General features: G+C 68.0%; 28 protein-coding genes and 1 tRNA gene. 16 read left to right on the top strand and 13 right to left on the bottom strand.

Going from position 1 to position 25,486, the window contains the following annotated elements:
• The first annotated feature begins 2 nt into the window (after positions 1 to 2).
• Positions 3 to 734 (top strand): hypothetical protein, encoded by a 732-nt coding sequence (locus tag ACIBO2_RS48760; protein ID WP_397304514.1) that lies wholly within the window; start codon positions 3 to 5, stop codon positions 732 to 734.
• Positions 735 to 892: 158 nt separating this feature from the next.
• The gene (locus ACIBO2_RS48755; protein WP_358547183.1) at positions 893 to 4,375 is read left to right on the top strand and encodes a serine/threonine-protein kinase; all 3,483 of its coding nucleotides are present in this window, start codon (positions 893 to 895) and stop codon (positions 4,373 to 4,375) included.
• 58 nt (positions 4,376 to 4,433) lie between these two features.
• Here ACIBO2_RS48755 and ACIBO2_RS48750 read toward each other — a convergent pair whose 3' ends face one another.
• The 3 genes from ACIBO2_RS48750 to ACIBO2_RS48740 form a co-directional block, all read right to left on the bottom strand.
• Positions 4,434 to 4,817, bottom strand: a complete 384-nt coding sequence (locus ACIBO2_RS48750) for a hypothetical protein (protein WP_358547181.1) — start codon at positions 4,815 to 4,817, stop codon at positions 4,434 to 4,436.
• A gap of 118 nt (positions 4,818 to 4,935) precedes the next feature.
• Positions 4,936 to 5,265 (bottom strand): hypothetical protein, encoded by a 330-nt coding sequence (locus ACIBO2_RS48745; protein WP_358547179.1) that lies wholly within the window; start codon positions 5,263 to 5,265, stop codon positions 4,936 to 4,938.
• A gap of 78 nt (positions 5,266 to 5,343) precedes the next feature.
• A complete protein-coding gene (locus tag ACIBO2_RS48740) occupies positions 5,344 to 5,937 on the bottom strand; it encodes a TetR/AcrR family transcriptional regulator (protein ID WP_397304513.1) in 594 nt (197 codons plus the stop codon).
• Between the two features lie 119 nt (positions 5,938 to 6,056).
• Between ACIBO2_RS48740 and ACIBO2_RS48735 the strand changes: the two genes are divergently transcribed.
• A complete protein-coding gene (locus ACIBO2_RS48735; RefSeq protein ID WP_397304512.1) occupies positions 6,057 to 8,231 on the top strand; it encodes an MMPL family transporter in 2,175 nt (724 codons plus the stop codon).
• Between the two features lie 58 nt (positions 8,232 to 8,289).
• Here ACIBO2_RS48735 and ACIBO2_RS48730 read toward each other — a convergent pair whose 3' ends face one another.
• On the bottom strand, positions 8,290 to 8,958 hold the full coding sequence (locus ACIBO2_RS48730) for an AAA family ATPase (RefSeq protein ID WP_397304511.1): 669 nt from the start codon (positions 8,956 to 8,958) through the stop codon (positions 8,290 to 8,292).
• Positions 8,959 to 9,599: 641 nt separating this feature from the next.
• Between ACIBO2_RS48730 and ACIBO2_RS48725 the strand changes: the two genes are divergently transcribed.
• Positions 9,600 to 10,586: a hypothetical protein gene (locus tag ACIBO2_RS48725; protein WP_397304510.1), complete on the top strand. Its 987-nt coding sequence runs from the start codon at positions 9,600 to 9,602 to the stop codon at positions 10,584 to 10,586.
• A 121-nt stretch (positions 10,587 to 10,707) separates the two neighbouring features.
• Here the strand turns inward: ACIBO2_RS48725 and ACIBO2_RS48720 are convergent, their stop codons facing one another.
• Both ACIBO2_RS48720 and ACIBO2_RS48715 read right to left on the bottom strand, forming a co-directional pair.
• Positions 10,708 to 11,256, bottom strand: a complete 549-nt coding sequence (locus ACIBO2_RS48720; protein ID WP_358547171.1) for a GNAT family N-acetyltransferase — start codon at positions 11,254 to 11,256, stop codon at positions 10,708 to 10,710.
• Positions 11,257 to 11,259: 3 nt separating this feature from the next.
• A complete protein-coding gene (locus tag ACIBO2_RS48715) occupies positions 11,260 to 12,558 on the bottom strand; it encodes a helix-turn-helix transcriptional regulator (RefSeq protein ID WP_358547168.1) in 1,299 nt (432 codons plus the stop codon).
• Positions 12,559 to 12,759: 201 nt separating this feature from the next.
• Here ACIBO2_RS48715 and ACIBO2_RS48710 point away from each other — a divergent pair, with 201 nt between their 5' ends.
• From ACIBO2_RS48710 to ACIBO2_RS48695, 4 genes are all read left to right on the top strand, one after another.
• The gene (locus ACIBO2_RS48710) at positions 12,760 to 13,092 is read left to right on the top strand and encodes a hypothetical protein (RefSeq protein ID WP_358547165.1); all 333 of its coding nucleotides are present in this window, start codon (positions 12,760 to 12,762) and stop codon (positions 13,090 to 13,092) included.
• Positions 13,093 to 13,338: 246 nt separating this feature from the next.
• Positions 13,339 to 13,533: a hypothetical protein gene (locus ACIBO2_RS48705; protein ID WP_358547162.1), complete on the top strand. Its 195-nt coding sequence runs from the start codon at positions 13,339 to 13,341 to the stop codon at positions 13,531 to 13,533.
• Entirely contained in the window at positions 13,530 to 14,156 is a 627-nt protein-coding gene (locus ACIBO2_RS48700; RefSeq protein ID WP_358547159.1) for a hypothetical protein, read from the top strand. The genes ACIBO2_RS48705 and ACIBO2_RS48700 overlap by 4 nt, the downstream gene beginning before the upstream one ends.
• Positions 14,157 to 14,172: 16 nt before the next feature.
• Positions 14,173 to 14,466, top strand: a complete 294-nt coding sequence (locus tag ACIBO2_RS48695) for a hypothetical protein (protein ID WP_358547158.1) — start codon at positions 14,173 to 14,175, stop codon at positions 14,464 to 14,466.
• Between the two features lie 62 nt (positions 14,467 to 14,528).
• Here the strand turns inward: ACIBO2_RS48695 and ACIBO2_RS48690 are convergent, their stop codons facing one another.
• Positions 14,529 to 14,663 carry a hypothetical protein gene (locus tag ACIBO2_RS48690; RefSeq protein WP_358547156.1) on the bottom strand — a complete coding sequence of 45 codons (135 nt, stop codon included), beginning with the start codon at positions 14,661 to 14,663 and terminating at the stop codon, positions 14,529 to 14,531.
• A gap of 131 nt (positions 14,664 to 14,794) precedes the next feature.
• Between ACIBO2_RS48690 and ACIBO2_RS48685 the strand changes: the two genes are divergently transcribed.
• On the top strand, positions 14,795 to 15,088 hold the full coding sequence (locus tag ACIBO2_RS48685) for a tyrosine-type recombinase/integrase (RefSeq protein WP_397304509.1): 294 nt from the start codon (positions 14,795 to 14,797) through the stop codon (positions 15,086 to 15,088).
• A 5-nt stretch (positions 15,089 to 15,093) separates the two neighbouring features.
• Here ACIBO2_RS48685 and ACIBO2_RS48680 read toward each other — a convergent pair.
• Together ACIBO2_RS48680 and ACIBO2_RS48675 are read right to left on the bottom strand one after the other, a co-directional pair.
• Positions 15,094 to 15,167, bottom strand: a tRNA-Pro gene (locus ACIBO2_RS48680).
• Between the two features lie 63 nt (positions 15,168 to 15,230).
• Complete coding sequence (locus ACIBO2_RS48675; protein ID WP_358547150.1) at positions 15,231 to 16,124, bottom strand: metallophosphoesterase; 894 nt, start codon at positions 16,122 to 16,124, stop codon at positions 15,231 to 15,233.
• Positions 16,125 to 16,223: 99 nt separating this feature from the next.
• On the opposite strand from ACIBO2_RS48675, the gene ACIBO2_RS48670 reads away from it, so the two are divergent.
• Positions 16,224 to 16,679 (top strand): GatB/YqeY domain-containing protein, encoded by a 456-nt coding sequence (locus tag ACIBO2_RS48670; protein WP_225302470.1) that lies wholly within the window; start codon positions 16,224 to 16,226, stop codon positions 16,677 to 16,679.
• 48 nt (positions 16,680 to 16,727) lie between these two features.
• On the opposite strand, the gene ACIBO2_RS48665 is transcribed toward ACIBO2_RS48670, so the two are convergent.
• Entirely contained in the window at positions 16,728 to 18,905 is a 2,178-nt protein-coding gene (locus ACIBO2_RS48665; RefSeq protein WP_358547146.1) for a transglycosylase domain-containing protein, read from the bottom strand.
• 277 nt (positions 18,906 to 19,182) lie between these two features.
• Between ACIBO2_RS48665 and ACIBO2_RS48660 the strand changes: the two genes are divergently transcribed.
• Complete coding sequence (locus tag ACIBO2_RS48660) at positions 19,183 to 19,479, top strand: WhiB family transcriptional regulator (RefSeq protein ID WP_148036282.1); 297 nt, start codon at positions 19,183 to 19,185, stop codon at positions 19,477 to 19,479.
• 44 nt (positions 19,480 to 19,523) lie between these two features.
• On the opposite strand, the gene ACIBO2_RS48655 is transcribed toward ACIBO2_RS48660, so the two are convergent.
• Positions 19,524 to 20,651 carry an ArsA family ATPase gene (locus tag ACIBO2_RS48655; RefSeq protein ID WP_357954467.1) on the bottom strand — a complete coding sequence of 376 codons (1,128 nt, stop codon included), beginning with the start codon at positions 20,649 to 20,651 and terminating at the stop codon, positions 19,524 to 19,526.
• Positions 20,648 to 21,643: an ArsA-related P-loop ATPase gene (locus ACIBO2_RS48650; RefSeq protein ID WP_358180291.1), complete on the bottom strand. Its 996-nt coding sequence runs from the start codon at positions 21,641 to 21,643 to the stop codon at positions 20,648 to 20,650. Before ACIBO2_RS48650 ends, ACIBO2_RS48655 begins: the two co-directional genes overlap by 4 nt.
• A 112-nt stretch (positions 21,644 to 21,755) precedes the next feature.
• Here ACIBO2_RS48650 and ACIBO2_RS48645 point away from each other — a divergent pair, with 112 nt between their 5' ends.
• The 4 genes from ACIBO2_RS48645 to ACIBO2_RS48630 all read left to right on the top strand — a co-directional run bounded on the left by ACIBO2_RS48645 (position 21,756) and on the right by ACIBO2_RS48630 (position 24,023).
• Positions 21,756 to 21,911 (top strand): hypothetical protein, encoded by a 156-nt coding sequence (locus ACIBO2_RS48645; protein WP_165959776.1) that lies wholly within the window; start codon positions 21,756 to 21,758, stop codon positions 21,909 to 21,911.
• Entirely contained in the window at positions 21,908 to 22,366 is a 459-nt protein-coding gene (locus tag ACIBO2_RS48640) for a RidA family protein (RefSeq protein WP_358547143.1), read from the top strand. Before ACIBO2_RS48645 ends, ACIBO2_RS48640 begins: the two co-directional genes overlap by 4 nt.
• 77 nt (positions 22,367 to 22,443) lie before the next feature.
• Complete coding sequence (locus tag ACIBO2_RS48635) at positions 22,444 to 23,238, top strand: NUDIX hydrolase (RefSeq protein ID WP_397304527.1); 795 nt, start codon at positions 22,444 to 22,446, stop codon at positions 23,236 to 23,238.
• Complete coding sequence (locus ACIBO2_RS48630) at positions 23,235 to 24,023, top strand: MBL fold metallo-hydrolase (RefSeq protein WP_358547137.1); 789 nt, start codon at positions 23,235 to 23,237, stop codon at positions 24,021 to 24,023. The genes ACIBO2_RS48635 and ACIBO2_RS48630 overlap by 4 nt, the downstream gene beginning before the upstream one ends.
• Before the next feature lie 3 nt (positions 24,024 to 24,026).
• Here the strand turns inward: ACIBO2_RS48630 and ACIBO2_RS48625 are convergent, their stop codons facing one another.
• Positions 24,027 to 24,707: a Crp/Fnr family transcriptional regulator gene (locus ACIBO2_RS48625; RefSeq protein WP_185069893.1), complete on the bottom strand. Its 681-nt coding sequence runs from the start codon at positions 24,705 to 24,707 to the stop codon at positions 24,027 to 24,029.
• A 56-nt stretch (positions 24,708 to 24,763) separates the two neighbouring features.
• On the opposite strand from ACIBO2_RS48625, the gene nth reads away from it, so the two are divergent.
• On the top strand, positions 24,764 to 25,471 hold the full coding sequence (gene nth / locus ACIBO2_RS48620) for an endonuclease III (protein WP_397304508.1): 708 nt from the start codon (positions 24,764 to 24,766) through the stop codon (positions 25,469 to 25,471).
• The last annotated feature ends 15 nt before the right edge of the window (positions 25,472 to 25,486 follow it).

The following is a 25,486-nucleotide window of genomic DNA, read 5'->3' as shown; positions in this document are numbered from 1 at the left end:
CCGTGAACGAACTGGTTGACGTCATCGCCACGTGGCTCGACGGCCGTTCGACCACGGGCATGGTGGTGTGGGGGTGGCCCATGCTGGTGTGGGGCCGTGTCGGGAAAGTCATGTTGTACTTCGCCGCGCTGTCTATCGTGTTGGACCTTCTCGACCCCGAAAAGCTGCGGAGGCGGGGCGGCGAATTGAAGGTTCGCGCTACCGACGCTCTCGACCGTGCCCGGCTCAGGCTGTCTCAGGCCGGCGTGGCCCGCCTCAACACGAATGTCCGCAACCATTTCACGTACGGAATAGCCACTGATCAGTGGGGCGTTACCGCCCATGTGTTGCCTGTGCGCGATAGTCCGGGCTACGTCCCCCGCGCGCTGGGCTGCTCGCTTGAGGAGTACCAGGCGTTCCATCGGAGCGTCATCGCAGAGCTGCCCCGCGTCCACGCGGGAGGCGACGACAATCCGTGCGACGGCGCACATGAAGATCTGTGCGCCGGACAGCATGATCACATTTCTCTGCGGATCGCCGCGTTCCTGGCGGAACACGTGCCTGACGATCGGCAACGGTTCTTGAAGGGCGGCTGGAGCTGGCTGCTCGCCAAGGCAGCGTGGTGGGCTGTGAGGGGCGCTTTCGAGATGCTTCTCGGCGCGCTCCTGCATCGCACCCGGCCGTTGCATCTGTTCCGCTGGGTGGCGTTCGCCTTGGTGCTGGTCGGCGGACCGCTCGACATGCTCGCCGCATGACTTGTCGCGCCCTGGCCGACCCCGCGTACGCTCACCAGCGTGCTTGGGCTCCACGCCGGTGTTCAGCACCCGGTTGATGTCCTTGACCTTCAGCCCATCCGGAGTTTCCCGAAATGGCACGCTCAATAGCTCCTCTCACCCCATCCGACCCGCGGCGTTTGGGGCGTTACTGGCTGGCCGGCCGGCTGGGCGCGGGCGGCCAAGGCGTCGTCTACGAGGGCTACGGGGAGGCGGGAGAGCGGGTCGCGATCAAGGTCCCCAGGTACGACAGCGCCGAATCGCGCACCAGACTCGCGAAGGAGGCGGCGGCGGCCCAGCAGGTGGCCTCGTTCTGCACCGCCAAGGTGATCGAGGCACAGGTCGATTCGGCGCCGCTTTACATCGTCAGCGAGTTCGTGCCAGGGCCGAGCCTGCGGCGGGTGGTGGCGGAGTCGGGGCCGTACGAGAAGGACGCGCTGCGCCGGCTGGCGATCGGGGTGGCGACCGCGCTGACCGCCATCCACCAGGGCGGGATCGTGCATCGCGATCTCAAGCCGGACAACATCATCATGGGGCCGGACGGACCGCGCCTGATCGATTTCGGCGTGGCCCGTGAGGTGGGGCCGACGACGAGCGGGCCGATCATGGGCACGCCTGGATACATGCCGCCGGAGGTGTTCTCGGGGCGGGGCGCGAGCGAGGCGGCCGACCTGTGGGCGTGGGCGATGGTGGTGCTGTTCGCGGCCCGGGGCAAGGACGTGATCGAGGAGGGGGATCCGGCCGCCGTCATTGGGCGGGTGATGGAGTTCGAGCCGGACGTGTACGGCCTGCCTGAACCCCTGGATGCGCTGGTGGCCGCAGCGCTTGCCCGCGATCCCACGGAGCGGCCGGCCGCTGGGAAGGTGCTGCTGCGGCTGCTGGGCCATGGCGGTGAGGCGCCGCTCGGCCGCGGCGATGACCTGCTCGAACGCGGCCTTACGCAGGCTGGTGCCCTGACCGGACGGTCCGAGCCCGATCTGGGCGCGATCGCGGAGGAGCTCTACGGTGAGCTGACCGAGGCCGAGCGTGTGACCGCGCCCGAGGTGTTCCTGCGGATGATCGACGGTGACGAACTCCGGCCCGTCGGCAGGGACGAGCTGCCGGACTCGCAGGCCGTGGACGCGATGCTCACCGTGTTCGGCGCCGCGGGCCTGGTCACCCGGTCCGGTGCCGCGTACGAACTGGCCGCCCCCGGGCTCCTGCACGCCTGGCCCCGGCTGCGCGATTGGGTGGCGGGCAACCGCGAAGGGCTGCCCGTCCACCGGCGACTCGCCGAGGCGGCCGCGCTGTGGAACGAGCACGGCAGAAGACCGGTCGACCTGCTGCACGGCTCGGCACTCGACCGGACGCTGCAGTGGGCCGCCACCGCGCACAAGGACCTCACGCTGGGACGGCGCGAACGCGAGTTCCTCGACGAGGCGGTGAGCCTGGCCCGTACGAGGGCGAGGAGACGCCGTCTGGTCGCGGCGGCCCTGGCCGTACTGCTCGTGGTCGCGCTCGGCGGGCTCGGCACCGCAGAGTACCTGCGCAGGGAGTCGAGCCGTCAGCGCGACGACGCGCTGGCGCGGGAGCTCGCGCTGCGAGCCGCCGACCTGCGGCAGAGCGATCCTCAGGTCGCGAAGCTGCTGAGCGTGGCCGGCTGGCGGTTGAGTCCGGAGCTGCCCGAGACCCGCGGCGCGCTCTACGACTCGCTCTCTCAGACCGCGACCTCCGTCTTCCTCGACCCCGACTACACGGCCGCGACCGTGCAGAACCTCAGCCAGGACGGGCGCGTGCTCGTGTCCGTGGACGGCGGGACGGCCAGGATCTGGGATGTCACCGGCCAACGGCGGATCGGCGTGCTGTCCGGGGTGAGCGCGGAGGTGTTACAAGCCGCGCTCGCCCCCGATGGGCGCACCCTGGCCCTCCTCGACCAGGAGGGGGTACGACTGTGGGACACGCGCACCGGAAGACCGCTTGGCGCCCCCATCGCCCGTCAAGGCAGGCGATCGGGCGGCGGCACATTGAGCTTCGACGGCTCCGGGCGCTACCTCGCCATCCCCTGGGGAGCGAAGGCGCTGCCCGAATGGTGGGACGTCGCCAAGCGTAAGCGGCTCACCGCTCCCTCGGGAGCCGCGCTCAACGCGATCAGCCGCGACGGCCGCTTCGGCTACGTGGTGAAGGGCTATAACGCGGAGTTGTGGGACCTGCGCCGGGGCAAGAGGACGCCGATCGCGCCCGAGCGGGACAAGGGCGTCATTAACCAGACCACCTTCAGCGACGACGGCAAGATGATGATGACCACGGAGCTGGTGAATTCGAGAGAGACGAGCAGGATCCGTATGTTCGAGGTGCCGTCCGGTGAGGGGGTGATGGGCCAGGAGGGCGGGGCGGGCCCGGGGGGCGGGGTGGGGCCGGAGGCCGGTTTCGTCTTCGGCGATGCTTTCATCGCGAACTGGGGCGGCCGGGAGCAGCTGACTTTTCAGCGGCGCTCCACCTATGGCCCGGGATACAGCCAGGCCATGCCCGGCTTCTTTGACACGGTGTACAGCCAGGCCCTGCCCGCCTTCGTCGGCGGGCTCCGCTTCGACCTCGCCGACCGGGCCGTCCGCTATCTGGACGAACATGGCGCCGTTCACACCGAGGACGTCTCGATGCTGTTCGACCGGCCGATCGGCGGCGGCAGCGAGAGCGGGAACGTACGGCTGGCCCCTTCCACGCGCGTGCTGGCCGCGATCTGGGGGGACCGGATAGAGGCCAGGGACACGGCGACGGGCCGCGCTTTGCTGAAACTGATCAGCCGGTCGGGCGGTGGCGGCGCGACCGCCTTCAGTCCCGACGGCCGCCGGCTCGCCCTGGCCGCCGACGACACGGTCCACATCGTCGATCTGACCGGGTCTAAGGTGTCGGCCCGGCTCAAGCTGGGGGGCGGCGTCGAGCAGGGCGCCCAAGCGCTGGCGTTCAGTCCGGACGGACGCACGCTGGCCGTGTCGCGTTACGGGGAGCACGGTCGCGTCGAACTGTGGGACCTCGAACGCGGATCTCGACGAGCGGAGACCGGGACGGGCGCGAAAGACCTCGCCTTCCGCCCCGACGGACGGCTGCTGGTTACCGGAAACCCGCTCCAGCTCATCGATCCGGAGAAGGGCGCCACCCGGCCTCCCGAACAGGGCACCGGGCAGCTCGCCGGCGCCTTCGCCTTCAGCCCGGACGGCCGGCAGGTGGCCTTCTCCGGGCCCGGCCGGCTCACTCTGTGGGACGGCGACGTCAGGACCAGAATCGCCGAGTTCCCCGCGGTGCCGGGCAGCGAGGTCACCATGCTGGCCTGGTCGCCTGATGGGCGCACGATCGCGACGTACGAGAAGGGCTTGCGTGTACGTCTCTGGGACGTGCCGAGCCGGCGACCGCTGGGCGTCGTCTTCGACGGCAAGCAGGCGGCGGACGGCGCCGATGGCGGGTGGGTGGCATTCTCCGCGGACGGCACGAAACTCCACACCGCCGCCCCCGACGGCACGATCCGTGTGTTCGACGTGGACGAGCGGCACGTGGCCGCGACCCTGTGCGTGCGCGCCGGTCGTACGCTCACCGCCAGTGAATGGTCCCGCCACCTGCCTGGCATCGAACCATTCACGATGTGCCCCTAGCTAGTAGAGCCTTGCTGTTTCCACGACCTTGGATTGCGACGGACGCGCCGGCGCAAAACTAGCCGAAGGCCCTTCGGGGTACTGTGGCGCTCACCGTGGTGCCATTTCCTGGTACGCCATTGACGGTGAGGCGGCCGCCTATTCCCGCGAGCTTGACCCGTCTGCCGCTCAGGCTGGCCTCATACGCCTTGGCCGACGTGCCGAGGCCGTGATCGCTGACGGTCAAGCGCAGCCCCCCGGGAGCCACGGTGAGGGCGATGGAGACGGTACGGGCCCGTGCCTGCCGTTCCACTTCCTGCAGAATGTCACGGATCGTGCCATGGACGATCTCGGTGATGAGGGCGGGAAGGGGTTGTTCCGGCAGAGCCCATATCTCCACGGTGATCCCGGTCCGCAGCGACCATTCCGCCAGGTGATCTTCCAAGGCGTGTGAGGTGGCCATGCGACTGCCTGATTCAGAGCTATTGATCATCTGCTTCTTCCACTTCTGGGCAATAAGTCGAGTACGCCTGATCAGGCCCGTCCGGCGGGCAGTCGCGGGCTGCTCTGCGCGATTCGGCCTAGCGGACCATCTTGAGCCCGGTGTGCCAGACGTACCCGTGTCCCCCGCCGCCCAGGTTCCAGACTTCGGTCCACTTCCAGGTGGGCTTGTTGTCCCAGCAGTAGCCGTGGAACTTGGTGCCCTTCTTGGCCACCCGGTAGCTGGAGCTGAGGCTCTTGCGCTTGTGCACCTTGACCGCCCACTTCGCCTGGACGACGCAGGGCCACAGAGCGGTCGAGGCCTTGGTGGCGCCTTCGGTGGCGCTGGTGGCGTGCGCTGAGGAGACCAGCACGCCGGAGGTGAGCGCGGTCGCCACGGCCAGTGTGGCGATCTTTCCTACGGATCTCATGTCCGGAAATGTAGGTTTACAGGTGTTGAGGATTTGTTGAGGATCCGTCGAGTAGTCACAGAACTCAGGAAACGGCCCTTAGCTCAGGTAGCTCACGAGCATGTGCTTGAGCTCGTCCACGAGCTCGGCGCTGCGCTCGGGCGACTCGGTGGTGATCATAGGCATCACCGCCTTCACCATCGACAACACCATCGTGCCCATGAGCAGGGCCCGGTGCTCGGACAGTCCCGGCCGCAGGCGGCGCAGCATGCCCGCGATCTGCCCGGCGATGTCCTCGTGCAGCCGTTGCGAGGCCGCGGCGAACCTGTCGCCCGTGGCCGAGCCGTAGAGCAGCGACCAGTACGCCGGTGAGTGGCTCTTGAACCGCACGCTCTCGTCCACGAGCTGCCCTACCAGCACCTCCAGCGGGACGTCCGGGGTGACCTCGGCCAGCTTGACGGCCCAGAACTCCTGGCGGTCGTCGGTGTAGCGGGACACCAGCCCGTCCAGGATCTCCTCCTTGTTGCGGAAGAACTGATAGAGCGAGCCCGGTGACATCCCCGCCCGCGCGGCGACCTGGTTCGTCGTCATGTCCGGGTATCCGACCTCGGCGATCACCAGTTCGGCGGCGTCGAGGATCTCCGCCATGCGCTTCAGACCCCTCGCCTGTCGGCGGACCGTGCGTTCAACCATGCGGCACCTCGTTGACAAATGCGAGCATTTACTTGTATTTCTGGTTCGAGACAGCAAACACGAGTAGTTTACCGAGTTTTGATCGGAGACCCCATGCGAACCGCCCTGGGACTCACGCGATGACGGTCGGCACGCGGCTCCGCCCCGTCCACGCGGCCACCGCGGAGCCGCCGCTGCGCAGGCTCGGCTACTTTCTGGTACGCCGCCGCCGGCTCGTCCTGACGCTGGCCCTGCTCGGCCTGATCGCGGCCGGAGTGCTCGCCGCGGGCGCGGTGCCCCGGCTGTCGCTGGCCAGGTTCGAGGCCCCGGGCTCGGAGTCCGACCGGGCGCAGGCCGAGCTGGTCGAGCGGTTCGACACCGGCAACCCCGACATGATCTTCCTGGTGACCGCCAAGAGCGGGACGGTGGACGATCCGGCGGTCGAGGCCGCGGGCAGGGAGCTGACCGCCCGGATCGGGGACGAGGCCGACGTCGCCGAGGCGGACTCGTACTGGACCCGCGGCAGACCCGCCACGATGCGCAGCGAGGATGGCAGGCACGCGCTCATCGTGGTCCGCATCCCGGGGGACGCCGACCATGTGCGGACACAGGTGCTGCCCAGGCTCGTCCCCGAGATCACCCGAGGCACGGACCTGCTGGGGGTGCGGGCCGGGGGAGGGGAGGAGGTCTTCCGTGAGACCGTGCCGCTGGCCAGGCAGGACTTCGTCCGGGCCGAGCTGGTCATCTTCCCGCTGGCGTTCGTGCTGCTCTGGCTCTACCAGCGGCGCGCGATGGCGGCCCTGGTGCCGATCCTGGCCGGCCTGTTCGCGATGATGATCGGGCTCGCGCTGCTCCGTGGCGTCCTGACGTTTACCGAAATTTCGACGTTCGCCCTGAATCTCACGCTGGCCATGGGGCTCGGCCTCGGCATCGACTACTGTCTCTTCGTGATCCACCGCTTCCGCGAGGAGACGCGGGGCGGCAAGGACCGGGCGGCGGCAGTCGCGGGGGCGGTCGAGCACGCCGGCCGGACCGTGCTGTTCAGCGGCCTGACTGTGGCCACGTCGCTGGCCGTGCTGTTCGCGTTGCCGTTCGACTTCCTGCGCTCCTTCGCGTACTCGGGCATCGCCGTCGTCATCGGCGGCCTGGTCGCGGCCGTGCTGGTGCTGCCCGCCGTACTCGCCTCCATCGGCGGCACGATGCTGCCCAGACGGGAGCGGCCGGAGCGGGCGACGGGGTTCTGGCACGGGCTGGCCACCCGCGTGATGCGCCGGCCGCTGGTGTTCGGCGGCCTGGCGACCGTACTGCTGCTGGTGCTGGCCTCGCCCTTCCTGGGCCTGCGCTTCGGCGTGGCCGACGACCGCATCCTGCCCCTGGAGGCGTCCTCCCGGCAGACGCAGGAGGTCGTGCGTCAGTCGTTCCCCGCCGAGGAGACCGACGCCATCCAGCTGGTCTCGCGCGAGGCGGTGACGGCGGACGTCACGGCGTACGCGACGAGCCTGTCCCGGCTGCCCGGCGTGGCCCAGGTGGACTCCGCCGCCGGGTCTTTCGCCGGCGGGCGGCAGGTGGGCGACGGGGACCCGTCCAGGTTCCAGGGCGAGGGCACGTGGCTGTCGGTGGTCCCGTCGGCCGCGGCCCTGGCCGACGACCCCGTGCGGCTCGTCCAGGCCGTACGCGCGGTGCCGCCGCCCTTCGAGGTGCTGGTCGGCGGCTATCCCGCCGAGCTGTCCGACTACCGGGCCTCGGTGGTGGACCGGCTGCCGCTGGTGCTCGCGCTCATGCTGGGCGTGACATTCGTGGTCCTGTTCCTCATGACGCGCAGCCTGATCATCCCGATCAAGGCGACCCTGCTGAACGTCCTCAGCCTCGGCGTCATGTTCGGCGCCATCGTCTGGATCTTCCAGGACGGCAACCTGTCGGGTCTCCTCGGCTTCACCCCGACGGGCACGCTCGACCCCAGCATCCCCATCCTCATGCTCTGTGTGGCCTACGGCCTGTCGATGGACTACGAGGTGTTCCTGCTGTCGCGGATCAACGAGGAGTACGACAGGACCGGCGACACCGAGCAGGCGGTGGCCGCCGGCCTGCAGCGGGGCGCTCCGCTGATCACCGCGGCCGGCGGCATCCTGGCGCTCACCTTCGCCGCCTACGCCACCGCGCAGGTGATGTTCGTGCAGATGCTGGGCGTCGGCATGGCGGTGGCCGTGCTGGTGGACGCGACCGTGATCAGGGCGGTGCTGGTGCCGAGCCTCATGCGCCTGGCCGGACCGCTCAACTGGTGGCCCAGAGGTCGCGCGTCCACCCCTGCTAGGTGACGGCGATCCCGGATCCGTCACTCGGTCACTCGGCCGCCGGCCAATGTCGTTTCCGCGGCTAGGAGGCGTTGCCGTGTGCGAGCGAGGGCCATCGGTCCGCGGCCCACTCCGGCCAGCCCAGCCACCCCGGTGGCGGGCCGGGGATGTCGCCGCCGCCGAGTTCGCCGGCATCTGGTGCCTGGAACTGCTTCCGCCATTTGTCGATGTCCGCCTCGCTCATCGGAAATGTCGTGTGCGGTGCGGTTGCCTGGCGGTGTGCGATCCGGGCGCGTTGGACGTCCTTGTCGATGGGCAGGTAGATGACTTGGCAGGATGCCCCGGCCGATGTTGCCAGCCAGCGCAGTGCCGACCGTTCGTCGCGGCTCCAGAGCCCGAAGTCGAGCACGACGTTGGTGCCCAGTCGCAGCGCTCGCAGGGCTAGTGCGATGAGCCGTCCCTCCAGCATGTCGCGCTTGCCGTCGGGCTGCGACCCGTCGAACAGGGAGATCATCCACTCGTCCGGGGTCAGTCGCAGCGCGCGGTGCGCCGCGGCGAGTTCTTCGGCGCGGGTGGTCTTTCCGGCGCCGGGGAGCCCGACCATCAGGAGCAGCTTGGCGGGTTCGGGCCGCCCGTCATGGTTCGGCTCCGCTTTCGCGGTGGCTGCGGCCGGCTTGTCGGCGACGGCGAGGGATGCCTCGGACGTACGAGGGAAAGGATCTTGGTGCGTTGGACGGAACTGCTGCGACATGGATTTTCTCTCCGGATCACGCGGGACGATCCGGCAGCACAGCGAGACACGCGATCGGGCTGCCGGCGGGACACTGATCCGGCGGTACGCCCTGGCACTGACCCCAGCGGGGCAGGCAATGAGGCCGCGGTTTACGGCAACCGCGATACCGCCGCTAAGCGGCGGCGCGGATGTTCATAGCGGCGAAGCAACCCATGCCGCCACCATAACCGACAGCACCAGCATGGTCGTCGACCGCGGCCGCGATCAGTGACCGTCCTGCCACTGCCGATCAGCGCAAACGTACGCTGGCCGCCTGGCCCGACTTCGCCAAAGCGGTCGGTCTGGCCGGATCCCGTCGGGGCAGCTACGTAACTGGGTCGGGGTGGCGGGATTTGAACCCACAACCTCTTCGTCCCGAACCCAAATCGAACGTAAACTCAATTACCGTTGGGGTGCCTCGTAGCCTGCGTTCGATCGTCCGCTAGCGTCCGCCGGCGTCTGTGATCAACCATCGCCGTTGTCACGCAGTTGGCCACTCACCGCGGACCTCCGAGAGGCGCTACGTACGCCTCTTACACTGAAATTCCTCGTGTCCAAAGACGGACGGCGTTGAGGGTCCGATACTTAGCTCGATGAGGTGTGACACCATGCGATTGATCATGGACACCAACGTTTGGAAGGCTGTCGCGTTGTCAGGCAGCAAGGAAGCTTTTGAGCGTCTGTCTGTGGCTCGCGGATGGAATGTGTTCACACCCCCTGCTACCTTGCTCGAAGTCCTTCGAGATCCCGACCTAGACAGACTTGTCGCCAACGTCTCAGCTTTAACCTCAAGGTGCTGGGTGCGGATGCGAACGGAGATCGATATGATATGCGGCGAATTCGTCGCGGAGGCCAAGCGACTCCGTCCCGCATGGGTTCGGCAGATGCCGCTGCCAGGCGAACCAGCAAGCCTACGAGCTTTTTGGACCAGGAATATATGGCGCGCCGTTGCAAACGACCCAGTCAGATACGTGCAACTGCGGGAATCGAACGTCCCGTCAGAGGAGAGGCAGGAGCGCCTAGCGTTTGAGGTCCACAAGCGCAACAGAGATGAACGCGTCGCACAGGGCTTTATTGCTGGACCACTTGGCGGCATGCTGGCTACTCCGAGCAGGGAAGCCCCTGCCGAGTATCTGCGCGGATGGGATGACCACCGTCCTGTCGAGCCCTGGCGCCTCGAAGGTCGCGACCTGTTTCGTGCAGGATTGGCTGCCGCAGAGATTCGCCAAGCTAGGGGTGAGGACACAACTTACGCTGACTGGATCTTTCCGTACCTCTGGCCTCAACGCGTTACGGGAGACTGGGCTGACTTCACCCGGTTCTGGCTTTTCGAGGTCGATGCGTCGAATGTGCCCCGCACCTGGATTCGTTGGGCAACCGCTACTGCTCAAATGATGGGTAAGGTCAAGCAGAGCGATCTCCGCGATGATCAACTCGCCGCATACCTACTAGATTGCGATGTATTCCTAACCGAGGATCGGGGGTTCGCCCGCGCCTTAGAGATGGTCAAGGCTTCCTGTCCGGTGGCGATGTCAGACGTTCGGCGAGTGAAGATCGCGGGTAGTGAAAGGGAAGTCCTAGACATCATTGAGGAAGCACTCTCGTAGCGGGCATGGGGTTCATTCAGGCTGCAACATTGAGGGCTGAGCGAGCTGCTGGCTAGCCCGGTTAAGAACGTAACCCCGTAACTTCGGAACTTAACCCGGTAGGGCTCCCCGATGGACTCATTCACAGCCCTGCTGATCGCCGCGAGAGGTCGATCACCATCGCGTCGGTGACGACCGCATCCGGTGCGGACCGGACGGTGCCGACGATCTGCCACCCCCACCGCTGGTACATCGCGTGCGCTGGCGTGTCCGGCCGGGACAGCAGTGTCGCGCATGACTCATCGCGGGTGTCGAGGAGCTCCACCAGCAGCTGCTTGCCGACACCGAGCCCACGGTGCTCTGGCAGGAGATCCAGCTCGACCACGGCGAGCTTCGGCGCATCTAGAGCGCCCTGGGGAGGTGGCGTGGCCTCGCCGCCCCACCAGCGGCCAGCCGCCATGGTGAACCCGAACGCGAACCCGACCGGTTCGCCGTCAAGCTCGGCGGCCACCAGTTCGAAGCCGGGCAGCTTTACCTGCTTGCCCGTGCGTTCACGGAAGCGCTCGGGCGAGTAGTTCGGTCCCGAGTTGTATGGCGGTTCTGCCCGGATCGCCAGGTAGATACTCACGTATGGCTCGCCCAGGACGGCCTCGGCCTTCTCCCCGACCATGTGCCGGAACGCGAATCCCACCACTCACGCCCTCTCACTCGGCGGCAACTGCAGGTAGGCGCGGTATTCCATCGCTGGCGGCCTCGTCCGCTCGACGGCAGGCACCGCCTCCAGAACCGTCCCGGCGAGGTGCCGCAAGTAGCGTGTGCGACCGGGAGGGAGCGCGGTGAGCACGTCCTGAGCCTGCTCGATGCCGTCCGAGATGGCGCCGCGGCGGATCACGGTGATCGCCTGATGGAGTCGTATCTGTGCCATCTGCCGAGCATGCGCGGCAGATCCAGATACGCCCGGATATGCGGCCAGGGCTTCCTCCTGCGCCGCCGGGGCAGCCTGGTGGCCGAGGAGCGTGTACACGAGGGATCTGGTGTGCTGCATCCGCTCCACTGGCCAGCCGTACACCGAGGTCCGATCCTGCGTCACGTCGGCGGGCAACTGCTCGAAGACGCGCGCCTGCTGCGCGAGTGCGGTCTCCGCGCCGACGCGGTCGCCGAGCAGCGCGAGCACGTGGGCGCGGGCGCCGTACGCGCTGGCGGCGGCTCGGCATGGCCGATCCTGTACCGCGTGCAGAGCGGCATCAATCCTGGTGCTCACCAGCGGCAGGGGGCGTTGTTCGTACAGCGCCTGGACCGCCTCGATGGCGTTGATCGCGCCCAGCAGTTCGGGCTCATCAACGCGGGCCGCCGCTCGACGGGCGCTCGCCCACCATTGGCGCGACTCGCGCTCGTTACCGACGTTGCCGAGCGCGAACGCCAGGAGCATGGCCATGCGGGCGTTGACGACCTCCCAAGCCCGCACCTCGTGCGAGGGGGCGCCAAGCGTCAGGCGCTGCAGGGCAAGGAGGTCTTGGGACAGGTCAGTGATGATGTCGACGCGTTCTCGCACGATGAGGGCGTATTCCCAGGCGAGCTCTTCCCACTCGCTGAGCTGCGAGGAGCCGAGGCGATCGTCGACGAAAGTACGGAGGTTGTCGAGGGCGCCGAGGATGTTGGCCGCGGGCCCGGCTGCGCCGAGCGCCGCGAGCCCGCTGAGGAGCTGTCTGCGTATCTCGTCCATTTCCCCGCTACTGATCGAGAGGTTTGGTTTGACGTTGCATGCCCGCAATTCGACTAGTTCCGACATTACGGCATAGAGATTCGCCAATCGCCCGTTTGTGTTGAGTGTGGTGTCGATCTTCTGGATGGCGTCAATGGGTGGCCGATGGACACCTCGTTCCCATTTTCCCAGCTGGGAGTAGTCCACTGGGATGGCCGCCGCGACCGCGCGCAAACCCATACCGGTGCGTTCGCGTTCTAGGCGCAGGAGGGCCCCAAAGAGGGGCCACACGGATGCGTCTGACTGCGATGGTACGCCCACTGTGTCCTCGGATTCCGTGGCGCGTTGACCTGCGCCACGCCGACACTCTGGCGACGCCCAGTTGCCTGTCACCACTATGGCATCACCGAATGCTGACGCCGCGAAGAAGCAGAAACTCACGCATGCGGCAAGCAACAGGAAAAGGCCATTCGAGGAAGTGACTTCTAGCCGATGAGGAACGCCGAGCCGTACACAACCCTTGAAGTCGTTGACCCGGACATAAGCCTGGTGGTGACGCAGGAGGCGCCCGTACTGGACTGGACGGCTCGCCAGCTGTCGGTGCTGTGCAACACCTATCCCGGCTGGGACATCGGCTATGACCGCGACTCGACCGGCAAAGTGCGGTGGACAGCTGAACTGCGCCGGATCATCACCCTCGACATGGTGAAGGCCGGGGTTGTGCGGTACATACGACAGCCGGATGCGATTGCGCTCGCCGCGACGCTGGCTTGGCAGTCGTCTCTCGTCCACAACGGTCGAGCCCATAACGACTTCGGCAAATGATCTCCCCGGCGCACCGTGTCGCCCCCGTCACGGTGCGCCGGGTGGGTGGCCCCGCGACTCGTTGGCCCGCAGCCCAGATGGCTGTGGCCGGAGGGACGGCGCGGGGCCACCATCAAGGCTTCCGGCACGCCGCCTGGTCCCTGTGGGTCGTTGCCGGATGCGTCCTTGCCCGTTCCGGACCGGCAGGGGCTGGCCGGGGCCCGTATCCACCGCACGGGGCCCCGGCCCTCGACCATAGGGAGAGCGGTGCCAAAAGATCCGCCGAATCCGCCGCCAGAGCCACAGGAGTCCGGCTGTCCGTCGTGCGGCCCGTTCAATGTCAGGGTCGCCGACGGCGTCACCATCTCGACATGCAGCAAGTGCGGGCTGACCCTGCCGTGGCTGGCCGCCGGATTGGTGAACGAGGCCATGTGGCACATGGACGCGTTGGAGGCGGCATGACCACGACCGCCGTCCGGGTGCCGTACATCACCGCTTACAGCGAAGAGCTTGCACCGCATCCTCTCGCGTTCACCGCGGACCCTGAGGCGACGGACGGGGTGCGGCTCAGCTACGCCGACGCCGTCCCGCAGGACTGGATGTACGGCGTGCTCTGGGCGCGGCAGGGACTACACCGACGAGGCCGTCCTGCGTGGAAGGTCGTCAACACGATCCGGCAGCGCCGGTGCATGCTCCGTCTGCTCTGCCAGGTGTGCGGCGAGGCGGCGGCCGATTCCGTGGACAGCCGGATCTCGTGGGTGCTGGCCGACGATCCCGGCGACACGTCCGCCGGGGCGGGCTACACCAACGCACCGCCCACGTGCGCCCGCTGCATCCCGGAGGCGATCGCCGGCTGCCCGCGCCTGCGCCGTGGTGCGGCCGTCTACAGCGTGGGCAGCGCCGAGCCGTACGGCGTCATCGGCGATGTTCTGCAGCTGTCACGGGATCGGCCGGTCGAGCTGGAGCGCAATGTCGTCATCTCTCTCGACTCCTTCGGCCGCTTGGAGTACACGCTCGCCAAACAGCTGCTGGTCGTGCTCGAAGACCTGCGGCCCACCCCGATCCAACACTGGCCTTCAACCTGACCGCAAAGGGAGATCCGTGGAGCCACAAGACATCACCAGCCGCCGTGGGGCGTTCACCGTCATTGTGGGTATCGTGGCCACCCTTACCTTTACCGGGGCGATCGTCGGAGCGGTGCCCGCCGTTGACGGCGGCGGAATGGCTGACGGGCCGGTCGTTCCGCTGCTCATCGCCGCCCTGCTGGTACAGGTCGCGATCATCATCTTTCTGTGCGGGTACATCCTCGACGAGAAGCGTGCCCCGAACTGGCTGATCGTTTTGGCACTCAGCGTGAGCATCATCCTGGCGGCCACAACGGTCGCGGTGACATGACAATGGCCCCCGCCACCTCCCGCAGGAAGTGATGGGGGCCGAGTGCGGCGCTCCGTCCGTGGCTACCGAAGCGGCGGCGTGGTGCGCAGCCACGACGGCAGCAGCGCCTGCACGCTCGAGAGCGCCATGACGCGGACGAACCCGCCAGCGACCCACGGCAGCGCCTCGGGGATACCCGACGATGGCCGGAGAGCCACGGCGAAGCCCACAGCCGCTTGTAGGACAGTGCGCAGGGGACTGCTTGGCGTTGCCGTTCACGTGCGCCTCCTGTGAGGGGTTGGAACCCGACCGGCAGGGAGCTTGAGAGGCGCGCAGTAGAAGGTGCGCGATGCCCCCGGCTCGCAAGATTCGCCGGTACTCGCCGTGCGTCATGCGGCACACAGTTGCTTCGTGGCTCGTCCAGGCCGGCGTCCCGCTCTACGACGTGCATGTGTTGTTTGGTCACGAGGCCTACGAGACTACGCAGCGTTACCTGCATCTGCCTCCCGAGGTCCACGGGAAGATCTTGGGAGTGTGGGAGCGGCGCACACTCTCAGCGGTAGGGGAAGGAAGCGTTGGAGGGCGTAGTCACTTAGGAGACAAGAAAGGCCGCTTCCGATCTTCGGAAGCGGCCTTCTGCTAACTGGGTCGGGGTGGCGGGATTTGAACCCACGGCCTCTTCGTCCCGAACGAAGCGCGCTGCCAAGCTGCGCTACACCCCGGTGCACGCCCTCTTGCGCGTGCTTGAGAAGTCTAGCTGACTTCGCGGGTGCTTGTGACCGCGTTTATCGGCGCGGGACCAGGGTGAGCAACGAGGCCTCCGGGAAGCAGGCGAAGCGGACCGGGGCGTACGGCGAGGTGCCGAGGCCGGCCGAGACGTGCAGCCAGGCGCTGTCGTGGCGGTTGAGGCCCTTGACGCGGGGCCGGTCGATGCCGCAGTTGGTGACCAGGGCGCCGTAGAACGGGATGCACAGCTGGCCGCCGTGCGTGTGGCCGGCCAGGAGGAGTTGGTAGCCGTCGGCGGCGAAGCGGGTCATGTTGCGGGGCTCGGGGGAGTGCATGACGCCGAGGCGGAGGTCGGCGTCGGCCGGGGCGGGGCCGGCGACCAGGTCGTAGCGGTCGCGGTCGATGTGGGAGTCGTGGATGCCCGCCACCGCCACGTCGAGGTCGCCGATCTTGAGGCGAGCGGTGGTGTTGTTCATGTCGAGCCAGCCCTCGGCCGCCATGCCGGCGCCCAGCTCCTCCCAGGGGAGGGTCGGGACGTGCTGGCGGCGCTCGTTCTTGGAGGTGCGCCAGAGGTAGCGGGCCGGGTTCTTGGGCTTGGGGGCGTAGAGGTCGTTGGAGCCGTACACGAACATGCCGGGACGGGCCAGCAGGGGCTCCAGGGCGTGCAGGAGCGCGGGTACGGCCTCAGGGTGGGCGATCGAGTCGCCCGTGTTGACGACCAGGTCGGGCTCCAGAGAGCCGAGTGAGCGGACCCAGTTGATCAGCATGCTGCGGCCCGGCGTCAGGTGCAGGTCGGACAGGTGGAGGATGCGTACGGGTCGCTGCCCGCGCTCCAGCACGGGCACGTCGAAGCGGCGCAGCCGGAACCAGTTGCGCTCGACGACGGAGGCGTAACCCAGACCGGCCAGGCCGAGGCCGAGGATGGACAGTGGTATGGCGGCAGCTTTCCTCACCCATTCATGATGCCCGACATCCGGCCCCGGGCGTCCCGAGTACGTGAGATGGGGCTCCGTGAGCGCGTAGCCGTCTGTACAGGCGGCAAGATGGACCGCATGAGCGCATTGAAGGACAAGCTGAAGGCCGATCTCACGGCCTCGCTGAAGAGCCGGGACGAGGTACGTCTCCGGACGATTCGTATGGCACTCGCGGCGGTCAACGTCGAGGAGGTCGCCGGCAAGGCGGCCAGGGAGCTCTCCGACGACGAGATCGTCAAGGTGCTGACCAAGGAGGCCAAGAAGCGCCGCGAGGCGGCCGAGGCGTTCGGAAACGCCGGGCGGGCGGAGCAGGCGCAGGCGGAGCTGGACGAGCAGGCGGTGCTGGAGGAATACCTGCCGGCGCAGCTCTCCGACGAGGAGCTCGGCCGCCTCGTCGACGAGGCCGTCGCCGAGACCGGTGCCGCCGGCCCGCAGGCGATGGGCCAGGTCATGAAGGTCGTCAACCCGAAGGTCGCCGGTCGCGCGGAGGGGGGACGGGTCGCCGCCGCCGTTCGCGCGCGACTGTCCGCCTAACCAAGTCTCGGGTGCCCGCCACGAACGCGGGCACCCAGGGCACTCAGGTCAGCCGCGCCCGCGACCGCGTCCCCGGTCGTTGTTGTCGCGGTTGAACTGGTCGAACTGGTCGAAGAAGTCGTCCGGCGGGCCGCCCTGCTTGTCGTCCTTCTTCTCCTTCTTGGGCTTGGGGGCGCAGTTGTCGGCGCAGCCGCCGAACCGCTCGTGGTTGACCGGCGTGAACTCGGTGGGTTCGACGCCCTTGAGCGCCCCCATCATCGCCTGCTTCCAGATGCGGCCCGAGATCGACGCCCCGTACACGTAGCTGTAGTAGCGGCCCCCGATGGTGACGCCGATCAGGTTGTGGGTGAAGGCGCCGCGCGGGTCGCCGAGGCTGACGGCGGAGGCCAGGTTCGGGGTGTAACCGGCGAACCAGGCGGCCGTGTAGCCGTCGGTGGTGCCCGTCTTGCCGGCCGCGTCCCGGCCGATGCCGCCGACCTCACGCATCGTGCCCTTGGTGAACACACCCGAGAGGATGCCGCTGACGGCGTCGGCGACCTCCTCCTCCATGACCTTGGAGCACTTGGGCTTGTACTGGGTGGCCTTGCCGTTGCGGTCCTTGATCTCGGTGATCGCCAGCGGCTTGCAGTACTGGCCGCGTGAGGCGAAGACCGCGTAGGTGCTGGCCACGGTGACCGGGTCCACCTCGTTGATGCCGAGCGTGAACGTCTCGAACTCCCGCAGCTTCGTGCCGTCGGCCCGCTTGAGCCCGATCCGCTTGGCCAGCTTGACGACCTTGCAGAGCGTGACGCGCTCCTCCAGCCGCATGAAGAACGTGTTGACCGAGCCCCAGGTGCCGGTCTGCAGCGTCTTGAAGCCGCCGCCGCCCTCGCTGGAGTTGCGTACCTCGTGCGTGGGGTCGCCGACCCGCTTGCCGTCGCAGTTCTTGAACGCGCCGTAGCCGGACGCGGTGAAGCCGGCGGGCGCCGGGTAGCCGTCCCCGTACTTCAGGCCCTCCTCGAGGGCTGTGGCGAGCGTGTAGGCCTTCGCCGTCGAGCCCTGCTGGAAGCCGCCGCCACCGCCGTGCTTGGCGTCGGCGACGACGTTGTAGCTCATCTCGTTCTTCTTCTTGCTGCCGCCGAACTTGCGCGAGGCCGCCATCGCCTTGATCTCGCCGGTGCCCGGCACCACCATCGCCTGCGAGGCCACCGGCTTGTCCTTGGTGCTGACGTACTCCTTGATGGCCTTCTCAGCGGCTTTCTGCATCTTCGGGTCGATCGTGGTCTTGATGGTGAGACCGCCGCGCTGGAGCAGCTTGAGGCGCTCCTTGGGGGTCTTGCCGAAATCCTCGTTGTTGAGGATCTCGTTCTGGACGTAGAGGCAGAAGTAGGGGTACTTGCTCTCCTCGCAACCGCCGGTGACCTTGGTGTCCTTGAAGACGAGCTTCTTGGCCTTGGCCTCGGCGGCCTCCTGCGGCGTGATCTTGCCGAGTTCGGCCATCCGGTCGAGGACGACGTTGCGGCGGGCCTTCAGCAGCTCCCTGGAGGCCTTGCTGACGTTCGGGTCGGTCCTGTTGGGGTTCTGGACGGCGCCCGCGAGCGTGGCCGCCTCGACGAGGTTGAGCTCGGAGGCCGGCTTGCCGAAGAAGCGCTTGGCGGCGGCCTGGATGCCGTGCGCGCCGGCGCCGAAGTAGGCGATGTTCAGATATTTCTCAAGGATCTGGTCCTTGGAGTACTTCTTCTCGACGGCCATGGCGTAGCGCAGCTCGTTGAGCTTGCGGCCGACGCTGGTCTCGATGGCCGCGGCCTGCTCCTCTTTGGTCTCGGCCGAGTTGAGGAGCACCTGCTTGACGTACTGCTGCGTGATCGATGAGCCACCCTGGGTAACGCCGCCCTGGGTGAGGTTCTTGACGAGGGCTCGGGCCGTGCCCTCCACGTCGATCGGGCCGTGCTGGTAGAACCGGAAGTCCTCGATCGAGATCAGCGCCGTCCGCATGATGGGGGCGACCTTGTCGAGACTCACCGATTCGCGGTTCTCGTAGAAGAACTGGGCTATCTTCTTGCCGTTGGCGTCCATCAGCTCCGTGCGCTCGGGCAACGGGGGTTCGGCCAGGTCCTCGGGCTTCAGGTTGATCCCCGTCATCGCGGACTTGGCGGATATCCCCGCCCCACCGACCGCGGGAAGGGCTATGGCGGCCGTGAGCACTCCCGCGACCGCGCCCGCGGCGATCAGCCGCGCGATGTTCAAGATCGGCGAGGAACGATCTTTGCCCTGAGCTTGCACAAGTCCAAGAGTACGTCGAATGAGTGACCTTATCGGTAACTCGGCACCATTTCGCCTTGACTGACGGGGGTGACTAGTCATTCCCGGTCAAGACTCCAGCGAGAAATTGGTCCTCTGGGGTCTGTCGGCCCGAACGTCTAGTTGCGTACGTTCTCCTCTGCGGCAACTGAATACGGAGGCTCGGCGCCCGCGCCCGTCGGCCCCAAATGACGACTGACCACCTAAGGGGAGTGGGGTCGAAATGTGGATCACGGATTGGACCTCCCGTGCCGCCTGTCGAGGAGCGGACCCGGACGCACTGTTCGTCCAGGGAGCCGCACAGAACAGGGCGAAGCTGATCTGCCGAGGATGCCCGGTCCGTACCGAATGCCTCGCCGATGCGCTGGACAACCGCATCGAGTTTGGCGTGTGGGGCGGCATGACGGAACGGGAACGACGGGCTCTGCTACGGCGGCGTCCTGACGTGGACTCATGGCGAGAGCTGCTCGAGTCCGCCAAGGAAGAGTACGAACGGACTAACGAGCTGATCGCAGGCTGACCCTGGCCTCGGGCGTACGGCCGGTGCTCGCACCGGCCGTACTCTCATGTGCTCGCGAGGAGTTCCCCGATCCGGCGCAGACCCGCTAGATCGTGGACATCCTCCGACATCGCACGTACCTGGACGACCGGCACTGTGGGGTGGGCCGACAGGAAATGGTCCTGCTCCCGGTGTTCGCGGGCGGCGAGTTGCATTCTGCCGGTGTGCAGCCGCAGTACGGCGGCGGTCAACTCGTGTTCGCCCCGCGACTCCAGGTCTTCCGCCGCGGCGGCGCTGCGCGCGGCCGAGAGCGCCGCCGCGGTGGGTTCGTGCACCCGGTTGACCACCAGGCCGGCCAGGGGCATGCGCTCCTCAGCGAGCCGCTCGACGAAGTAGGAGGCCTCACGCATCGCGTCGCGCTCCGGCGCGGCCACCACCACGAAAGCCGTACCCGGCGCCTGGAGCAGCCGATAGGTCATCTCCGCGCGCTGCCTGAACCCGCCGAAGACCGCGTCCAACGCCGACACGAACGTCTGCAGGTCCTTGATGACCTGCGCGCCCAGCAGCTTGGTCATGGCGCCCGCCATGATCCCGAACCCGGCGTTGAGCAGCCGGAACGCGCTGCGCCCTCCCGCCTTGGCCGGCGCGGTCAGCAGCCGGATGAACCTCCCGTCGAGGAAACGGCCGAGCCGCTCAGGGGCGTCGAGGAAGTCGAGCGCCGACCGCGAGGGCGGCGTGTCGACGATGATCAGATCCCACTCGTCCGAGCGGCGCAGCTGGCCCAGCTTCTCCATCGCCATGTACTCCTGGGTGCCGGCGAAGCTGGAGGACAGCGACTGGTAGAAGGGGTTCGACAGGATCTGGCGGGCCCGGTCGGGGTCGGCGTGCGCCTCGATGATCTCGTCGAACGTCCGCTTCATGTCCAGCATCATCGCGAACAGCTGGCCGCCGCCCTCGGGTGAGCTGATCAGGCGCGGGGTGTTGTCGAGCTCGGTGAGTCCCATCGACTGCGCCAGCCGCCGCGCGGGGTCGACGGTCAGCACGACCGCGCACCTGCCGCGCTCGGCGGCCCGCAGCCCCAGCGCGGCGGCCGTCGTGGTCTTGCCCACGCCGCCGGCGCCGCAGCAGACGATGATCCGGGTGCCCTGGTCGTCGAGAATGGCGTCGACGTCGAGTACGGGGGGCTTCTTCACGCTGCTCCCTGGGTGCGGATGGCCTCGGCCAGCTCGTACAGGCCGCTCAGATCGACGCCGTCGGCCAGCAGCGGCAACTCGTAGGACGGCAGCGTCGCCTCGGCCAGAGAGGCGCGCTCGGCCCGCTCCAGCTCGGTACGGCGGGCGTGTTCGGCGACCTCTTCCGCCAGAGCCTCCGCCACCGTGGAGGCGCCGTCGGACAGACCGGCCGCCTTGAGCCCGAGGGTGAGCTCGGCGACGTCGAATCGGCCCTTGACAGCACTGTCAAGTGCGGCCTGTGGAAGCAGTGATTCACGAACCATGTTGATGAAGATTCCGCCGGGCGGCAGCCCCGCCGACCGCAATTCGGCGATGCCGTCGAGCGTCTCCTGAACCGGCATCTCCTCCAGCAGGGTGATGAAGTGCACCGCCGTTTCCGGAGATTTCACGACCTTGCTCACCAGATCGGAGTGGTTCTTGATCGGGCCGACTCTGGCCAGCCCGGCGACCTCCTGAGTGACGTTCAGGAAGCGCGAGATGCGGCCGGTGGGCGGAGCGTCGAGCACGACGGCGTCATAGATCCGCTTGCCGTTCTTGCCGCGCCTGCGTACGGCCTCGGAGGTCTTGCCGGTGACGAGGACGTCGCGGAATCCGGGGGCGACGGTGGTCGCGAAGTCGACGATGCCCATCTTGGTCAGCGCCCGCCCTGCCCTGCGCATGCCGTAGAACATCTCCATGTATTCGAGCATGGCCTCCTCAGGGTCTATGGCCAGCGCGTAGACGTCGCCGCCCGATGGGGCCACGGCGATGCGGCGCTCCTCGTACGGCAGCGGTGGCAGGTCGAAGATCTGCGCGATGCCCTGCCTGCCCTCCACCTCGACGAGCAGCACCTTGCGCCCGCCCGAGGCCAGTGCCAGGGCGAGGGCCGCGGCGACCGTGGTCTTGCCTGTGCCGCCCTTGCCGGTGACCACGTGCAGTCGCACGCCGTCCCAATCGGTGTCCCGAGAGTCCACGTTTCGAGGCTACCGAACGGTCACTTGTCGAAAGCCGACGACCACCCTTTGAGATAGCTCACATCGTGGCGTGCGGTGCGCCACGGGTTGCGCTTCTCCTACGCTGGCCCTCATGAAGAAATGGGAGTACCTGACGGCTCCGGTGCTGATCCACAACACCAAGATGATCCTGGACAACTTCGGGGCCGACGGCTGGGAGCTGGTCCAGATCCTGCAGGGTGCCACGCCCGAGCAGCTTGTCGCCTACTTCAAGAGGGAGAAGCAGTGACGCCCGAAGAGAAGATCACCGAACTCGGGCTGACGCTGCCCGAGGTCGTCGCGCCGCTGGCCGCCTATGTGCCGGCCGTACGGACCGGCAACCTCGTCTACACCTCGGGCCAGCTGCCCATGGTCGACGGCAAGCTCGCGCAGACCGGCAAGGTCGGCGCCGAGGTCGGCCTCGACGACGCCCGCGAGCTGGCCCGGATCTGCGCGCTCAACGCCCTGGCCGCGCTGAAGTCCGAGGTCGGCGAGCTGGGCGACGTCGTGCGGATCGTCAAGGTCGTGGCGTTCGTGGCCAGCGACCCGGCCTTCACGCAGCAGCCCCAGGTCGCCAACGGCGCGAGTGAGCTGCTCGCCGAGGTGCTGGGTGATGCGGGCAAGCACGCCCGCAGCGCCGTGGGCGTCGCGTCCCTGCCGCTCGACGCCCCGGTCGAAGTGGAGCTGATCGCCGAGGTCTCCTGAGAGTTCGGATATGTCACCATGACCCGAGTGATGTTCTAGAAGCCCGAGTTGTTCTAGAAGGAGGTCATGTGACCGGTCTGCAGCTTCCAGACGAGCTCGCCGAGCGGGCGAGGGACATCCTCGCCGGACGCGTCCAGCCGGTCCCCGCGCGGGACGCCGCCACGGTGGTCATCCTGCGTGAGGGGCCGGAGGTCTACCTGCTCCGGCGCAAGTCCACGATGGCCTTCGCCGCGGGCGCGTACGTCTTCCCCGGCGGCTCGGTCGATCCCCGTGACACCGACCACGCGGTCGCCTGGGCCGGGCCGTCTCCGGCGGACTGGGGCACGGTCTTCGGCGCGGACGAGGGGGTCGCGCGCGGGCTGGTCTGCGCGGCCGTACGGGAGACCTTCGAGGAGTCGGGGGTCCTGCTCGCGGGGCCCGGGCCCGATTCGGTGGTCGACGACACCACGGGAGACGCCTGGGAGGCCGACCGGCTCGCGCTGATCGACCGGAGCCTGTCCTTCGCCGACTTCCTCGCTAAGCGCGGCCTGGTGCTCCGCTCGGACCTGCTCAAGCCGTGGGCGCACTGGATCACGCCGGAGATCGAGACCCGGCGCTTCGACACCCGCTTCTTCGCCGCCGTACTCCCTGAGGGGCAGCGCACCCGCGACGTCGGCGGCGAGGCCGACCAGGTCGACTGGAAGCGCCCGGCCGACGCCGTCGAGCTGGCGCACGAGGGCAAGATCTTCCTGATGCCTCCCACCTATCGCACGCTGACCGAGCTGGCCGCATGCGACTCCGTGGCGGACGTCCTGGCCGCGCGGCGGGAGATCGTCACGATCCTGCCCAGGGTCGTGGAGGTCGGCGGCGAGTTCCAGTTGGTGACTTCGTGAGCGGTCTGCACATTCCAGCCGGTTCGCCCGACGGATCCCGTACGACCCACGCCGAGAACCTGCTCGCGCCCAACCCGTCGCCCATGACCCTCGACGGCACCAACACCTGGATCGTCGGCGACCGGGACACCATCGTCATAGATCCGGGCCCCGACGACGAGGGGCACCTGCGCCGGGTCGCCGACCACCTGGCCGAGCGCCGGGTGAGCTGGATCCTGCTCACCCACGGCCACCACGACCACAGCGGCGGCGCCCGGCGCTTCGCCGAGCTGGTCGGCGCGCCCGTGCGGGCCCTCGACCCCAAGCACCGGCTCGGCGACGAGGGGCTGGGCGACGGCGACGTGGTGAGCGCCGGTGACGTCGAGGTGCGCGTGTACGGCACGCCGGGGCACTCGTTCGACTCGCTCTGCTTCTGGCTGCCCCAGGACCAGGCCATGCTGACCGGCGACACCGTGCTCGGCCGCGGCACCACCGTGATCGCCCCTGACGGCGACCTGGCCGACTATCTGCGCAGCCTCGACCGGCTCAGGGCCATGGCCGACGAGCTGGGCGTGGCGGCGCTGCTGCCGGGCCACGGTCCGGTGCTTGCCGACCCGATCGGCGTACTGGACGGCTACATCGCGCACCGGCGCCAGCGCCTCGACCAGATCAGGGCGGCGCTGCGGCAGGGCGCCAAGACGCCCCGCCAGATCGTGGAGATCGTCTACAGCGACGTCGACACCTCGCTCTGGCCCGCGGCCGAGATGTCGGTACGGGCCCAGCTGGACTATCTCGGCTCGCTGTAGCGGCTATCTGGAGCGGTTGTAGAGGCGATCCATGTCGAGGATGACCACGGCCTTGGCCTCGATGCGCAGCCAGCCGCGCTGCGCGAAGTCGGCGAGTGCCTTGTTGACCGTCTCGCGGGAGGCGCCGACGAGCTGGGCCAGCTCCTCCTGGGTGAGATCGTGGTGGACGCGCAACCCGTCGTCGGTCTTGGTGCCGAACCGCTCGGCCAGGTCGAGCAGCTGCTTGGCCACCCGGCCGGGCACGTCGGTGAAGACCAGGTCGGCCAGCACGTCGTTGGTGCGCCGCAGCCGCTGGGCCAGCGCCCGCAGCAGGTGGAGCGCCACCTCAGGGCGGCCGGTGAGCCAGGGGCGCAGGTCGTCGTGGCCCAGCCCGGCCAGGCGCACGTCGGTCAGCGCGGTCGCCGAGGCCGTACGGGGGCGCGGGTCGAACAGCGACAGCTCGCCGAACATCTCGCTCGGGCCGAGCACGCTGAGCAGGTTCTCGCGGCCGTCGGGCGAGGTGCGCGACAATTTGATCTTGCCTTCGAGCACGACGTAGAGCCGGTCGCCCGTCTCGTTCTCGTGGAAGAGCGTCTGCCCCTTGGACAGCTGGACTTCGGTGATGCTCGTCCGTAGCGCCGCGGCGCTCTCGCGGTCAAGCGCGGCGAACAGGGGGGCCTTGCCCAGCACATCTTCGGTGTTCACTCTGCCTCCTCTGCTGCCATTGTGACGCACCCCACTCCAGGCGGCGCACGTAGGCTATGGGAATGCCCACTGAGTCCAGGCTCGCCCTCGTGCGTCGCGCACGCCGGATGAATCGCATCCTGGCGGAAACCTACCCCGAGGCTCATTGCGAGCTCGACTTCGGTACCCCGCTCGAACTGCTGGTCGCGACGATCCTCTCGGCGCAGTGTACGGACAAGAGGGTCAACATGGTTACTCCGATACTCTTCGCCAAGTACCCGACAGTGGATGACTATGCGGGCGCCGACCGAGCCGAGATGGAAGAGATCATCCGCTCGACGGGGTTCTTCCGGGCCAAGACCAACAGCATCATCGGCATGGCCCAGGCGGTGTGCGAGCAGCACGGCGGGGTGGTGCCCGGCAAGCTGAAGGACCTGGTCAAGCTGCCCGGCGTGGGCCGCAAGACCGCCAACGTGGTGCTCGGCAACGCCTTCGGCGTGCCCGGGCTCACCGTCGACACCCACTTCCAGCGGCTGGTCCGCCGCTTCGGCTGGACCGACGAGACCGACCCGGTCAAGATCGAGCACGTGGTGGGGGAGTTGATCCCCAAGCGCGAGTGGACGATCTTCTCGCACCGGGTCATCTGGCACGGGCGCCGCATCTGCCACGCGCGTACGCCGGCCTGCGGCGTCTGCCCGCTGGCCGCCCTCTGCCCCTCGTACGGCACCGGCCCCACGGACGCCGCCAAGGCCCAGAAGCTCGTCAGACCGGGCCCCTTTTCCTGAGTAGGGAAGTCCCCG

It is taken from the genome of Nonomuraea sp. NPDC050022, assembly GCF_044460705.1.
In the GTDB taxonomy this organism is placed as follows: Bacteria; Actinomycetota; Actinomycetes; order Streptosporangiales; family Streptosporangiaceae; genus Nonomuraea.
The sequence above is the reverse complement of the archived record's forward strand: the minus strand, read 5'-3'. Positions and strand labels throughout refer to the sequence as shown.